Here is a 13,982-nt window from a genome sequence, read left to right on the forward strand (position 1 = left end):
TCTCTGTCTGGAGGTGAGAAAATCGAATGTATTTGAAGCGGTGAAGCAGGCTGTCCCCACAAGGCAGGCTGCGGAATCTTACGGGGTACGGGTCGGCAGGAACGGGATGGCCTGCTGTCCCTTCCATGATGACAAACATCCCAGCATGAAGGTTGACCGCCGGTTCCACTGTTTCGGCTGTCAGGCGGACGGGGATGTGATTGATTTTGCCGCCCGTCTGTTCGGGCTGAACAAAAAAGAGGCGGCCTTGAAGCTGGCGGAGGATTTCTCGGTCAGCTTTGACGCCAAAGGCCATGACCCGCCCCGCAGGAGGCCGGTCAGACGGAAAATCAGCGAGGAACTGCGCTACCGGCAGGCGGAGCAGAAATGCTTCCGGGTACTGTGCGATTATCTGCATCTGCTGGAACGCTGGGAGAAGGAATATGCCCCGTATACGCCGGAGGAAGCATGGAACCCGCTGTTTGTGGAGGCCCTGCAAAAGAAACCGTACACGGAGTATCTGCTGGATATTCTTTTGTCCGGCAGTATGGAGGAACGGGCCTGCGTGGTCGCTGAGTATGGAAAAGAGGTGAGGAAGATTGAGCAGCGAATATCAGAGTTTACCGCCAGCCACCCGGCAGGCCGCTATGAGCGCAGCCGAAGCCTTAGCGCCGGAGCAGAGCGTTGACGAGGTGCGGGAAAGCCTGTCCGTCACGGAGAAAGGCCAGCCCGCCAACACCATCGGCAACTGCCGGACGGTGTTCTGCCATGACCCTCTCCTGCGTGGGGCGATCCGCCTGAACCTCCTGACTGACCGGGTGGACATCGTGCGGGATTTGGGCTGGCGCAGGAACACCAGCGCCCTGACAGATACGGATGTGAAGTATCTGCTTCTCTATTTTGAGCAGAACTACGGCCTGACCAGCGAGAAGAAAATGACGGCGGCGCTTTCCATCGTGGCGAATGAGAACTGCTACCATCCCATACAGGACGTGCTGAACGGCCTTGTATGGGACGGGACGCCCCGCATCCGCTCCTGTCTCCATCACTTCTTAGGTGCGGAGGTCAGCGACTATGTGGAGGAAATGTTAAAACACTTTCTGCTGGGCGCTATCCGGCGGGTGTTTTTCCCCGGCTCCAAATACGAGGAAATGCTCTGTCTGGTGGGCGGCCAGGGGGCTGGTAAGTCCAGCTTCTTCCGCCTGCTGGCGATCCGGGACGAGTGGTTCAGTGACGATCTGAAAAAGCTGGATGATGACAGGGTGTATTTGAAGCTGCAAGGCCACTGGATCATCGAGATGTCGGAAATGCTGGCCACCAGCAGCGCCAAAAGCATTGAGGAAATCCGCTCGTTTATCAGCCGCCAGAAGGAAACCTACCGCACACCCTATGAGGCCCAGCCCAAAGACCGGCTGCGGCAGTGCGTGTTCGGCGGTTCTTCCAACACGCTGGACTTCCTGCCCCTTGACCGGGCCGGGAACCGGCGCTTCCTTCCCATCATGATTTACCCGGAGAATGCGGAGGTTCACATTTTGGAGGACGAGGACGCTTCCAGAGCCTATCTGTTGCAGGTCTGGGCGGAGGCCATGACGGTTTACCGAAGCGGCCACTATTCCATGAAGTTCAGCAAGTCCATCCAGCGCCAGCTTGTGGAGGTGCAGAAGGATTTCATGCCGGAGGACACCGAGGCCGGGCAGATACAGGGATTTCTGGAACACTACACCGGCAGCATGGTCTGCTCCAAACAGCTTTTCAAGGAGGCGCTGGGCCACACTTATGACGAGCCGAAGCGGTGGCAGCTTCACAATATCAACGAGATCATGAATACGGTGGTGACGGGCTGGAAGCCGTTCTCGAATCCGAGAATGTTCGCCGGATACGGCAGGCAGAAGGGCTGGGAACGGGATGTTTCCGGCAACGAACTGCCCGGCAACGAAGATGAATTTGTGGAACTATCCGAGGAAGAATGCCGCCAGTTGGAGCTTCCGAAGGAGTGGATCGCCTGAAAATGGCGGTCCGTTGCCGGGATGGTTGCCAGTTGGTTGCCGGGTTCGTTGCCGGGGATTTCCCTGTCTGGATACAGGAAAAGCCAATAACTAAGGGATATTTTACTATTTATCTTTATCTCCGGCAACGAAAGCAACGAGATTTTTCAAGAAAATTCACAAAGTAAGATTTACAGGCCAGACGGTAGTTTACAGGTTTTCAGAGGTTCGTTGCCGGACTTCGTTGCCGATGCTGCCGTCAGGCCTGTCTCTCTATGGAGGTAGCCTATGGAAAAAAGCAAAAATCAGAAGAATAAAGTCCGTTTTGTGGTGGTGCGGGAGTTCTCCGGGGAGAAGTCCATGCGGGAAGCCTTTGAGCAGCTCATTGAGCGCCAGACCTGCGAACACTTCGAGGAATGGCGTCATCAGCGGGAAATGGCAGAAAAAGCTGCGTAAAAACGGTTGATTCAGGGACAGGGACATGGTACTATAATGGTATCGTGTCCCTGTTCATAGAAGGAGAACGCTATGAGCAGGAAAAAACAAGTCTATGAGAAAATCACCGCTCTCTACTGCCGCATCTCTCTGGATGACGGCGGCGACAATGAGAGTATGAGCATCAGCAACCAGAAACTTATGCTTCGGGACTTCGCAGAAAAGCATGGGATGTTCCAGTATGAGTATTATGTGGATGACGGCTACACGGGCCGCAATTTCAACCGTCCCTCGTTCCAGCGCATGATCGCTGACATTGAGGCGGGAAAGGTCGGCTGCGTGGTCACGAAAGACCTATCGAGGCTTGGTAGGAATTATATCGAAGCCGGCAGCTATATCGAAATCTTTTTCCCCAAACACAATGTACGCTATATCGCCGTCACGGACGGCGTGGACAGCCTGACCCGTCAGGAGATGGACATCACACCCTTTAAGAATATCCTGAACGATATGTACAGCCGGGATATTTCCAAGAAGGTGCTGGCGGGCATCACTACCCGCTCCCGGCAGGGAAAGTTCTGCGGCGGGACGCCGCCGTTTGGTCTGATGCGTGACCCGGAGGACAAAGGGCATCTTATCCTTGACCCGGAGACAGCGCCGATCATCCGCAAAATCTATGACTATGCCCTTGACGGGCTGGGCTGCATGAGGATTTCCAAACGGCTGATGGAAGAAAAAATCCCCATCACCCGTGTCAAGGCCAACACGGAGTTTGACGCCAACTATTATTCCTGGGGAGGGGCGAGAATCAGCCATATCCTGCGGAATCCCTTCTATAAAGGCGCACATCTGGTCTTTCGGACGCACCAGAAGGGCATCCGCTCCAACACCTATGATATTATCCCCCGTGACCAGTGGGAAGTGATCGAGGGCTGCCACGAGGCCATTGTGACGCCGGAGGAATGGCAACAGGTGCAGGAACTGATTGACCGCAGACCGACCATTCAGGGAAATTCCTGCCCCTTTTATAATCTGTTCCACGGGCTGGTCTACTGCGCCACCTGCGGGAAGTCCATGCAGGTGCGGTATGAGAAGGTCGGGAGAACCGGGAAGAACCGCTTCACCGGCGAGATGCGGGAGCCGATCGACAAGGCGTATTATATCTGTCAGACCTACAACCGCATGGGCTGCAAGGTCTGCTCCAGCCACAAGATCGAGGCCAGGGATTTGTACAATCTGGTGCTGAAGGATATACAGGAACTGGCGGCGCAGGCCATGAAGGACGCCGATGCGTTTTACCAGCGGCTCAGCAGCCGGATGGAGCGCCGGTATCTGGTGGACGCTTCCCAGACAGAGAAGGAACGGAAACGGCTGGAAGCCCGGAATCAGGAAATTGACGGGATGTTTTTAAGCCTGTACACCGATAAGGCCAAAGGCGTCCTGACTGAACAGCGGTTTATGAAGCTGACGGCGGCGCTGGAACAGGAACAGGAAGCCAACCAGAAACGCCTGCACGATCTGGCATTGATGCAGAGCCGGGCGGACGCACAGGAAAGCGAAGTCCGCACCTTTATCAAGGAAATCCGGCGCTATGCCGCCATTGAGGAACTGGACGAGGCGGTACTGAACCGGCTTATCAGCAAAATCCTGATTGGCGAGGTCAAAAAGGTGGACGGCCAGAAGGTGCAGGAAGTCAAGATCGTGTATAACTTTGTCGGGGAAATCCCGGAGATTGCAGCGTAAATAGTTTGCCCCATCTCTCACAACCATTGAGGGATGGGGCTTTTATTTTGCCGTCGTCCGGCAGCATTATATTGATTGGGTTTACTCCATCCGCAACCGTTCCACTACGGTGCGTTTTGCCATCTCATGGCCGGTGATAACAGGAATACCAGCCCCAAGCAAGGCAAAGAGAGGGATGATGAACAGGAAGGGCGTGAGGTTCAGATGGTAGGTAAAAAACCAGAATAGTCCTTCCACCGCCTGGAAGGCAATCGGGCCCAACGTCAGCGTCAAAATCAGAGCCAGCCCTGCCGCCCCCAGAGCGTACAGCAATCCTTCCCAGATCAGCATAGCGCGCAGTTGCCGTCCGGTCATGCCCACGGCCTGGAGCACCGCCAGTTCCCTCTGACGTGCAATGATGCCAGTCAGGATGGCATTGAAGAAGTTCAGCACACCGACCAACCCAACGATGAAACTGAGCGCACCGCCCAGCAGCAGGAACATGGAGCGCATACTCTCAAATTCCCCAGCATAGGTGGCCTTGCTCTCGTAGTCCAGCTCCGGGTTGACGTTCTCAGTGTAATCCGCCAGGAAGGACTCCATGGCGGCGTTGGTCTCGTCGGTGGTGTCGAAGGCGTAGTACATCACATCCGACGTGCCGGTGTCCTGGACAAAGGTCTCGTCGTTCAGGATGAACTCATCGCTACCATAGTAGCGGTAGCTGAGGGCGGAGGGCACCGTCACCAGGGCCGCCACGGTGTAGTCAACGTCCCGGTACTTCACCGGCCGCTCCACCCAGTTGGCCCCGTCCGGCACATCCTCCAGGGAAGCCCAGACCTCGCCGGTGTCTGGGTCGTAATACTCGCTCTCCTCCACATAGCGGAGGGTGACGGTGTCCCCCAACCGGGCCCAGTGGGAGGCCATGTCTGCGTTTCCATAATCGTCCTCTGAGTATACGGCGGCGATAGCCCGGCTGCCCGGCTCGTAGAGGGCGGACAAATCTCCCTCCAGCACCGTCAGGTGGTCCAGGGCAAAATCGCTCATACCGGAGATCTGAACCCCGTCGGCCAGCAGGCCCGCCTCGTTCTTATCAGTCAGGCGTATCAGGTTGTCCATCTCCTCCGGGGTGTAGAAGTTCTGCTTGTTCTGCCGGAACCAGTCTTCGGTGACGTACTCCAGCACAGGAGAGGTCTGGCCGTACACCACGCCGCTGTCGGTGATGCCGCCCTGGGCGTCGATGTCATCAATGACGGACTGGGGCACGGCCTGTTCCGCACTGAACAGGGTGCTGGTCTGGAATTTTCCAGCATTGGCCACAATGAAATCGCTGGCGGTGAAATTGGACACATACTTGTCCATATCAAAGCCACCGGCAAAGTTCACCGTCACAGTAAGCAGCACCACCGCCAGTGACAGCGACAGCACCGTCACCACGGTCTTTCCCTTGCTGCGGCCCAGGTTGGCCCAGGCCATCGTGAAGGAACTGACCTTTCGGGCCTTCCGGCCCTTAACACGGGTCTTTTCGCTGCTGCCTTCGGTGTAGCGCACTGCCTCCACCGGGGAGACCCTGGCCGCCATCCGTCCCGGCTTCCGGCAGGAGATCAGCACCGTCAGCAGTGCGAAGGCCGCGGAAACGACAAAGATCCAGGGGCTTACAGAGGTCATTGGCATAATCCCGTTGAGCCGGGCCACAATCACCGGGGTTAGCTGCCCGCCGATCAGCCAGCCGATCACCAGCCCGATGGGGATACCAACAGCAGAGAGGGTCAGGGCTTGCAGACGGATGATCCGCCGCAGTTGCCGGGGGGTGGTGCCGATGGTTTTCAGAAGGCCATAGAACCGGATATCCCCGGCCACCGAGATCTGGAACACATTGTAGATGATGAGATACCCGGTGAAAACGATAAGCAGGATTACCCCGGCAATGGCCATGACCGTCATGGGGTCCACAATGTCGGACATCCGGGCCCCGGTGTAGCCCCAGTTGACGCCGGTATCAATGTAATTGTCCCCAGCGGTCTCGCTCTGGTAGCCGTGGTTTTCCAAAATTTGGTTCAAATCCCGCTCGATATGTCGGGAGTCGCTTTTCAGCATCACGTCCAAATTCCACCGGCCTGTCATGCCGTCATCAGGGCTGTCAGGATCTACGCCCACTTCCGCCAGGATTTCGTTCACCCGGCTTTCGGGAATCAGGACATGGTTCGCCACAATGGCCTCATCGTATTCCCACCAGCCACAGAGGGTGAAGGTTTGAGTGGTTTCGTGTCCATCTACGTCAAAAGTGAGGGTAAACTCGGCCCCGATCTCCGGCTTTATGCCCAGCAGTTCCAGTACATGGGTGTCGGTAGCAGCCTGGTCGGTGCCCTCCTGCGGCAAAGAGCCTTCCACCGGGTCACAGTACATCCAGTGGGCCTCGTTGGCGTCGGCAAAGCTCACCTCCACATGAGCTTTATTGAAAGGCGCCTCCCTAGGCATACCCAGGTATCTCCGTTCGCCCCACTGGCCGATGAGAGGATCATCCTTCAGTTCATCAAACTGCGCCTGGGTCATGTACTTAAATCCGCCGTGGGAGAAGCCGCCCACCTGTCGAAAATTGGATTGCTGAAACCCATCGTTGATGGACAAGGCGATGGTGAATAGAGAAGTAAACAGCATCGTTGTCAGGGCGATAGCCACAATGGCAATCAGATTGCGCGTGCGGCTTGCCAGCAGGCTTTTCCACGCCAAATGGCGAACACATTTTCGATTTGAAACTTTCATGGCTCTCCCCCCTTACTGTGTCACAATCCGCCCATCCTCAATGCGGACAATTCGGTCAGAGAGTTGGGCAATTTCTTCGTTGTGTGTAATCATGACCATCGTTTGGGAAAATTTCCGGCCCGTCACCTTCATCAGGCTCAGTACATCTTGGCTGGTACGGCTGTCCAAGTTTCCGGTCGGTTCGTCGGCCAGGAGAATGGCCGGTTTGGTCGCCAAGGCACGGGCGATAGCCACCCGCTGCTGCTGGCCGCCGGAAAGCTGCCCCGGCAGGCTGTTCAACTTCTTTTCCAGCCCCAAGGCGGTGACTACCTCACCTACATAGCGCTCATCTACTTTACCACCATCCAACTGGATGGGCAAAACGATGTTTTCCCGCACCGTCAGCACCGGCACCAGGTTAAAACTTTGAAATACAAAACCAATTTTTCGGCGGCGAAAAATTGTGAGTGCCTCATCCTTCAGGGAGAAGATGTTCTTCCCGTCCACGGTGACGGAGCCGGAAGTGGGCCGGTCCAGGCCCCCCAGCATGTGGAGCAGGGTGGACTTGCCGGAGCCGCTGGTGCCCACGATGGCTACGAACTCCCCGTCCTCCACGCTGAGATTGACACCATCCAGTGCTTTTACCTGCGTATCTCCTTTTCCGTAATATTTCTTTAAGTTTTTGGTTTCTAAAATCGTCATCTTGTATACCTCCACAAAAAAGTCTGCATTGCCTTTTGACAATACAGACTTTACCACATAATTCTTTCCTGAGCCTTTCTCAAATCTAACAGAGTTGAAAGATTTCCTGTTCTTCATATCCGATTCAACGCACGAGGCAAATACAGTGAGAAAGTGCTTCCGTTTCCTGGTTTGGAGGATACTTTGATATAACCGCCCTGAAGGGACAGAATTTCCCGTGCCAGGTAAAGTCCCAGGCCAAGCCCCTCCGCCGAGTGCGTTAACGTACCACGATAGAAGCGGTTAAAAATCCCGCCCTGTTCTTCTTCTGGAATACCGGGGCCCGTATCCGTCACGTCCACCCGGCAAAAGGTTTCGAGCATCTGTGCAGATACGGTAACCCTTCCGCCAGCGGGTGTGTACTTTACCGCGTTGTTTACAACATTGCCAAGGGCTTCGCTTGTCCAGCGCGGGTCAAAGGAGGCGTCGCCTACAAACGGAAGGTTCTGCAAGGTGATTTTCTTTTTTTCCGCCGCAGGTCTTTCCTGTTCGACAGTCGCCTCTAATAAAGGAGCCACAGGACCCAGTGTGGGAGTTGGAACCACAATACCTGTTTCCAATCTCGAAGCCTTAACCAGAGTCTGAATCAGAAATGACAGTTTCTCCCCCTGTGTTAGCAGCGCCTGGACTTGTTCCCGCTGACGCGGCGACAGATCGCTTTCCGTCAAAAGCGAAGCGTATACAAGTAAATTTGCGATGGGTGTGCGCGTCTGATGGGAAATATCGGAGATCAGTGTTTTCACCGCTTCCTGTTCGGTTTTCATCGTTTTTTGCGTATGAGCAGAGCCGCGCAGGAAGCGAGCAAATTTTGTCTCCAGCGCAGACAGTTCTGTTTCATCAAAATGTTCCTCGGTAAAACCACTGGAAATAGACTGTTCCAACATATTATCCAGCCGCTGAACGGTTCTGCGCCGGGCCGTCCACTGCCAGAGCCCAAATAGAAGCCCAATGACAGCGAAAGCCAGCAACACCCAGGTCAAAGCTGTCATTTGCTTACCTCCCAAGTGTAACCAACCCCGTACACAGTTCTGATCGGGGCATTCCCGAGCTTCCCGCGCAGGCGCCGCACCGCCACAGATAAGGCATTTTCATCCACAAACTCGCCGCCGTCCCACACCTTTTCAAGCAGCAATTCTCTTGGTAACGTGCGGCCCCGGTTCTCCACCAGCAGGCGCAACAGGCGCTGTTCTGTCTTGGAAAGGTCGATGATTGTCCCTTCTTTGGAAAACTCCATCCGTGTGAAGTCGAGGATGAAACCGTTCAATTCGATCCGTTCCTGCTTTACCGGGACAGAGCGCCGCAGTTGGGCATTTACTCTGGCCCGGAGCACTGCCAAGGAGAAAGGCTTGGTAATATAATCATCTGCCCCAGCTTCCAGACCGGTAACTTCATCCAGTTCCAAATCATTAGCCGTAAGCAAAATAGCAGGTGTGGAGGTGCCATTCTGTCGCAGTGTTCGCAACAGTTCCAGCCCACTGCCGTCTGGCAGGTTAATATCCAAAATCAATAAATCAAAAACTACGCCCTGCAAAATCTTGATTGCCTGGAGACGTGTGCTGCAATGTGTGACGGTACAGTTTGGTGTTTCAAGTGCCATACAAATACCACGCCCCAGCGCTTCATCGTCTTCTAAAAGCAAAATTCGACTCACTTCTGTGCTCTCCCTTCCTTTGTTCTGCCATCGACCGGCTTTACAGCATCTTTAGGAAGCAGCCAAACACCGGCCATTTTCACAGCGCCGGGAATACGCCCCTCGACGCAGTAATAGTTGACTTGACGGGACGAAACGCCCCATTTTTCGCTTGCCTCTTTGAGTGTCATGTAGTCCATGCTCATACCTCCGACAATTTCTTTCATTATATTTCATTAGCTCGAAGAACGCAAGGCAGGAAATGTGAATAGATGTTGAATACGCTGCTATCGAAGAAGGATTTCTTTGATAGCTTTTTTTAATTCATCACTTGACATTGTGGCAAAGAATTGATGAGTCGGGATGAACTGGCAGTCATGGACGGTAACAAGTGTATTTTACAGCTTCGTGGTGTCCGTCCGTTTTACAGTGATAAATTTGACATTACAAAACATAAACGGTATAAGCAGTTATCCGATTATGATAAAAAGAATGAGTTCCATGTGGAAGAATACATGAAACATCAGATGGAAGTCCGGTTAGATCCGGAAGAACAGTTCGACCTTTATATGTATGAAGGCAGTGAACTGGAAGAACAATCAAATAATGAAAATGAAGGCACAGGGCATGTAACGTAAAACATACATAGCTCTTTTTTTATGCCCTTTTGGGAGGTAGCGATATGCACAAGCATGAAAGACCGCCCATCAGGGCGGAACCCTCCGAGTAGTAACCAGTAAAAAATCACAATGAAAAACAGGAGTTACGAAAGGAGAACATAGATTATGGCGTTTTTTACATCAGCAATTAATATTTTACAGACACTCGTTGTCGCAATCGGAGCAGGACTTGCAGTTTGGGGAGTTATCAATCTTCTGGAAGGTTATGGTAATGATAATCCGGGTGCGAAGTCACAGGGAATCAAGCAGCTTATGGCAGGTGGAGGTGTCGTTTTAATCGGTACACAGCTTGTACCATTACTGGCGAATTTATTTTAGCCGTGGCAGTAAGAAAGGAGAACACGCATGGATAAGATTTTTGAGTCCATAGAAGAATGGATGCGTAACCTCCTTACAGGCATGGTCAGCTCAAACCTGACGAACATGTTTACCGATGTAAATGAAAAAACCGGTGATATTGCAAGTCAGGTTGGGCAAACGCCCCAGGGATGGAATGGCAGTATATTTAGTCTGATTCAGAATCTGTCAGATTCTGTGATCGTGCCGATTGCCGGGATGATTATAACCTTTGTGCTGTGTTATGAGCTGATTTCCATGCTCACAGAGAAGAACAACATGCATGACATTGATACGTGGATGTTCTTCAAATATTTTTTTAAAATGTGGGTTGCAGTCTGGTTCGTAAGTAATGCATTCACAATTACTATGGCAATTTTTGATGTGGGACAGAATGTAGTGAACCGGGCATCAGGAGTGATCAATCATCAGACAGCAATTAATATTGATTCGGTGGTCACTTCAATGGAAACGGCAATGGAATCAATGGAAGTAGGGGAACTGGTCATACTGGCACTGGAAACACTTCTGGCAAGCCTGTGTTTAAAGGTTATTTCCGTTTTTATAACGGTCATTCTTTATGGACGTATGATTGAGATTTACTTGTATTCGTCAATCGGTGCAATTCCGTTTGCAACAATGAGCAATCGGGAATGGGGACAGATTGGCAGCAATTACTTAAGAGGATTATTCGCATTGGCATTCCAGGGATTTTTTATCATGGTGTGTGTGGGCATTTATTCCGTACTGGTTGCTAATATACAGGTATCAGATAACGTGCATACAGCATTGCTCAGTGTAATGGCTTATACGGTTGTACTTTGCTTCAGCCTTATGAAAACAGCCAATTTCTCAAAGAGTGTGTTTAACACACATTAAATATAAAAAAGGAGATGATAGAAAATGGCTTTTGTATCAGTACCCAAAGATCTGACGAAAGTTAAAAATAAGATTATTCTGAACCTCACAAAACGTCAGCTTATCTGTCTTGGCATTGCAGCGGCAGTAGGGCTTCCATTTTATTTCCTGGCAAGAGGATTGATTGGTTCAAGTAATGCGGCAACCGGAATGTGTTTGTTGATGCTTCCGGCTTTTTTGTTTGCCATGTATGAGAAAGACGGACTTCCTTTAGAAAAAGTCCTGAAAAATATGATTACAGTAAAATTTATCCGTCCTCCGTTGCGAAAGTATGAGGTGGAAAATATGTATGAGAAAAGAAAAATTATAACAAAATCGAAGGGAGGTACAGTTCGTGGAAAGAAGAGAAAATGATAAATTGCTGCCAGAACATGCCAAAGATGCTTCTTATCCAGAGGACTGGTGGTTAGATGAAGCAGATTCTGCTGATGGTTTACCAGTGTTTGCCATGGATGAAGCAGAAGATTTTGTCAAGGACAGACAGCGTTTGAAGGGAGTACCTATGGTTACAGGGTATGAAGCACTGGAGCGACATCGGGGTATCCGCAGACCAAGACGTAAATTAAGCAGACGAGAGCAGCGAGCCTGGGAAAAAGCACAGAAGTATGAAGCAAAACTTCATAAGGCACACGAAAAAGAAGATAAAAAACGTGCAAAGCAGGAGGCAAAGCTGGCAGCTCGTGAAGAAAAAGCAGCAAAGAAACAGGCGAAAAAAGAGAATAAATATAAAAAGAAGACGAAACCAGCAGTGTCATCTTCTGTAAAATCCAATGGTAAAAAGGGAGCTGTAAAAAAAGTAAACAGGAATACGAGTGGTGGAAATAAAGAAAAGAAGATTACCGCACAACAGTCTATTCCATACAGAGAAATGGGAAAAGACGGTATCTGTCGTGTGGAAGATGGTTATTATTCCAAGACCATCCGTTTTTATGATATTAACTATCAGTTGGCACAGAACGAAGATAAAAATGCGATTTTTGAAAACTGGTGTGATTTCCTGAACTATTTTGACAGTACGATTCATTTCCAGTTGTCCTTTATCAATCATCACAGCAATATGGCAGAATATGAAGATGTGATTCGCATTAAGAAGCAGAATGACAGTTTTGATGATCTGCGTATGGAGTTTGCTCAGATGCTCAGAAACCAGTTGGCAAAGGGAAATAATGGTCTTGTCAGAACAAAGTATCTTACATTTGGAATCGAAGCAGACAATATCCGGGAAGCAAAACCGAAACTGGAGCGTATCGAAACGGATATTCTCAATAACTTTAAGGTATTAGGGGTGTCTGCTTATCCGTTGAATGGCGTGGAGCGTTTGCAGATTATGTATGAAACGTTCAACCAGGACAATAAAGTTCCGTTCCGGTTCAGCTATGACGATGTGCTGCGTACCGGACTGAATACCAAGGACTATATCGCACCATCCAGTTTTGTGTTTAAGAACGGAAAAGATTTTCAGATGGGAGATACTATCGGGGCAGTATCCTACCTGCAGATTTTGGCACCGGAGCTGACTGATAAAATGCTTGCGGAATTTCTGGAAATGGACTGCAATCTGCTTGTGAATCTTCACATCCAGTCCATCGACCAGATGAAAGCGATTAAGTTGGTAAAAGCAAAGGTTACAGATATTAACAGGATGAAAATTGAGGAGCAGAAAAAAGCAGTTCGTTCCGGATATGATATGGATATTATCCCGTCTGATTTGAATACTTACGGAGGGGAAGCAAAGAGGCTTCTGGAAGATTTGCAATCCAGGAATGAGAGAATGTTTCTTGTGACGGTGGTGTTTTTAAATACTGCAAAAAATAAACAGGAACTGGAAAATGTGGTATTTCAGACCGCAGGTATTGCACAGAAATATAATTGTGCATTAAAGAGGCTTGATTATCAGCAGGAACCGGGACTTATGAGCAGTCTGCCACTTGGAAAAAACTGGATTCCTATTAAAAGAGCATTAACGACAACTTCAACAGCGATTTTTGTTCCGTTCACGACACAGGAATTATTTATGGGTGGAGAATCCATTTACTACGGTCTGAATGCCTTGTCTAACAACCTGATTATGGCTGACAGGAAGAAACTGAAAAACCCGAATGGCTTGATCGTGGGTACTCCGGGAGCTGGTAAGTCCTTTGCGGCAAAACGTGAAATTACCAATGTTTTTATCGTGACAAAGGACGATATTATTATCTGTGATCCAGAAGGCGAGTATTTTCCCATAGTCCGGGCATTCAATGGACAGGTTGTTCGTATTTCGCCAACTAGTCATGATTATATCAATCCGATGGATATTAACACCAATTATGCGGATGATGACGATCCGTTATCTCTGAAATCAGATTTTATTCTTTCACTTTGTGAACTGGTAGTAGGTGGGAAGAATGGCTTGGAGCCAGTAGAAAAGACGATTATTGACCGTTGTGTCCGCTTGGTATATCAGGACTATCTTGCAGATCCGGTTCCAGAGAAGATGCCGATACTGGAGGATTTATACAATCTGCTTCGCAAGCAGGAAGAACCAGAGGCACAGCGTCTGGCAACGGCACTGGAAATCTATGTTAATGGTTCTCTTAAAGTATTCAACCATCGCACGAATGTTGAGTTGAATAACCGTCTGGTATGTTTCGACATTAAAGACCTTGGTAAGCAACTTAAAAAACTTGGTATGCTGATTGTTCAGGATCAGGTCTGGAACAGGGTAACAGTCAATCGTGCTGCACATAAATCTACCAGATATTACATTGATGAGTTTCACTGGACGAGACGTTCCGCTTGTTGAATAGACAGCGGGGTCAGTAGCCGTCCGTAAAA

At 50.5% G+C, this 13,982-nt stretch carries 13 protein-coding genes and 1 pseudogene; 9 read left to right on the top strand and 5 right to left on the bottom strand.

The genetic code is table 11. The features are described from left to right. The first annotated feature begins 106 nt into the window (after nt 1–106). The 4 genes from G5B12_RS14245 (at nt 107) to G5B12_RS14260 (ending at nt 4,142) form a co-directional block, all read left to right on the top strand. Nucleotides 107–667, top strand: a complete 561-nt coding sequence (locus G5B12_RS14245) for a CHC2 zinc finger domain-containing protein (protein ID WP_244096106.1) — start codon at nt 107–109, stop codon at nt 665–667. Next, nucleotides 627–1,985, top strand: coding sequence for a virulence-associated E family protein (locus G5B12_RS14250; protein WP_055219560.1), 1,359 nt, complete (start codon nt 627–629; stop codon nt 1,983–1,985). The genes G5B12_RS14245 and G5B12_RS14250 overlap by 41 nt, the downstream gene beginning before the upstream one ends. Nucleotides 1,986–2,252: 267 nt before the next feature. Continuing rightward, a complete protein-coding gene (locus G5B12_RS14255) occupies nt 2,253–2,420 on the top strand; it encodes a hypothetical protein (RefSeq protein WP_009891878.1) in 168 nt (55 codons plus the stop codon). Nucleotides 2,421–2,492: 72 nt separating this feature from the next. Continuing rightward, nucleotides 2,493–4,142 (top strand): recombinase family protein, encoded by a 1,650-nt coding sequence (locus G5B12_RS14260; protein ID WP_055219558.1) that lies wholly within the window; start codon nt 2,493–2,495, stop codon nt 4,140–4,142. Between the two features lie 81 nt (nt 4,143–4,223). Here G5B12_RS14260 and G5B12_RS14265 read toward each other — a convergent pair whose 3' ends face one another. The 5 genes from G5B12_RS14265 to G5B12_RS14285 form a co-directional block, all read right to left on the bottom strand. Then, entirely contained in the window at nt 4,224–6,881 is a 2,658-nt protein-coding gene (locus G5B12_RS14265; RefSeq protein WP_139010028.1) for an ABC transporter permease, read from the bottom strand. Nucleotides 6,882–6,893: 12 nt separating this feature from the next. Then, entirely contained in the window at nt 6,894–7,562 is a 669-nt protein-coding gene (locus G5B12_RS14270; RefSeq protein WP_055219593.1) for an ABC transporter ATP-binding protein, read from the bottom strand. Nucleotides 7,563–7,675: 113 nt separating this feature from the next. Then, on the bottom strand, nt 7,676–8,590 hold the full coding sequence (locus tag G5B12_RS14275) for a sensor histidine kinase (protein ID WP_055219555.1): 915 nt from the start codon (nt 8,588–8,590) through the stop codon (nt 7,676–7,678). Beyond that, a complete protein-coding gene (locus G5B12_RS14280; protein ID WP_129873158.1) occupies nt 8,587–9,252 on the bottom strand; it encodes a response regulator transcription factor in 666 nt (221 codons plus the stop codon). The genes G5B12_RS14275 and G5B12_RS14280 overlap by 4 nt, the downstream gene beginning before the upstream one ends. Further along, nucleotides 9,249–9,431: a helix-turn-helix domain-containing protein gene (locus G5B12_RS14285; protein ID WP_055219551.1), complete on the bottom strand. Its 183-nt coding sequence runs from the start codon at nt 9,429–9,431 to the stop codon at nt 9,249–9,251. Before G5B12_RS14285 ends, G5B12_RS14280 begins: the two co-directional genes overlap by 4 nt. 141 nt (nt 9,432–9,572) lie before the next feature. On the opposite strand from G5B12_RS14285, the pseudogene G5B12_RS14290 reads away from it, so the two are divergent. The 5 genes and pseudogenes from G5B12_RS14290 to G5B12_RS14310 all read left to right on the top strand — a co-directional run. Continuing rightward, a pseudogene (locus tag G5B12_RS14290) lies at nt 9,573–9,869 on the top strand (VirD4-like conjugal transfer protein, CD1115 family); the annotation flags it as partial. 147 nt (nt 9,870–10,016) lie between these two features. Beyond that, nucleotides 10,017–10,229 (top strand): Maff2 family mobile element protein, encoded by a 213-nt coding sequence (locus tag G5B12_RS14295; protein ID WP_005421639.1) that lies wholly within the window; start codon nt 10,017–10,019, stop codon nt 10,227–10,229. Nucleotides 10,230–10,256: 27 nt separating this feature from the next. After that, on the top strand, nt 10,257–11,126 hold the full coding sequence (locus tag G5B12_RS14300; protein WP_055282538.1) for a VirB6/TrbL-like conjugal transfer protein, CD1112 family: 870 nt from the start codon (nt 10,257–10,259) through the stop codon (nt 11,124–11,126). Between the two features lie 24 nt (nt 11,127–11,150). Then, nucleotides 11,151–11,519, top strand: a complete 369-nt coding sequence (locus tag G5B12_RS14305) for a PrgI family protein (RefSeq protein WP_029730837.1) — start codon at nt 11,151–11,153, stop codon at nt 11,517–11,519. Further along, nucleotides 11,500–13,950: a VirB4-like conjugal transfer ATPase, CD1110 family gene (locus tag G5B12_RS14310; RefSeq protein ID WP_334297808.1), complete on the top strand. Its 2,451-nt coding sequence runs from the start codon at nt 11,500–11,502 to the stop codon at nt 13,948–13,950. The genes G5B12_RS14305 and G5B12_RS14310 overlap by 20 nt, the downstream gene beginning before the upstream one ends. Nucleotides 13,951–13,982: the final 32 nt, after the last annotated feature.

The organism is Blautia sp. MSK.20.85, from assembly GCF_013317245.1.
GTDB lineage: Bacteria > Bacillota > Clostridia > Lachnospirales > Lachnospiraceae > Blautia_A.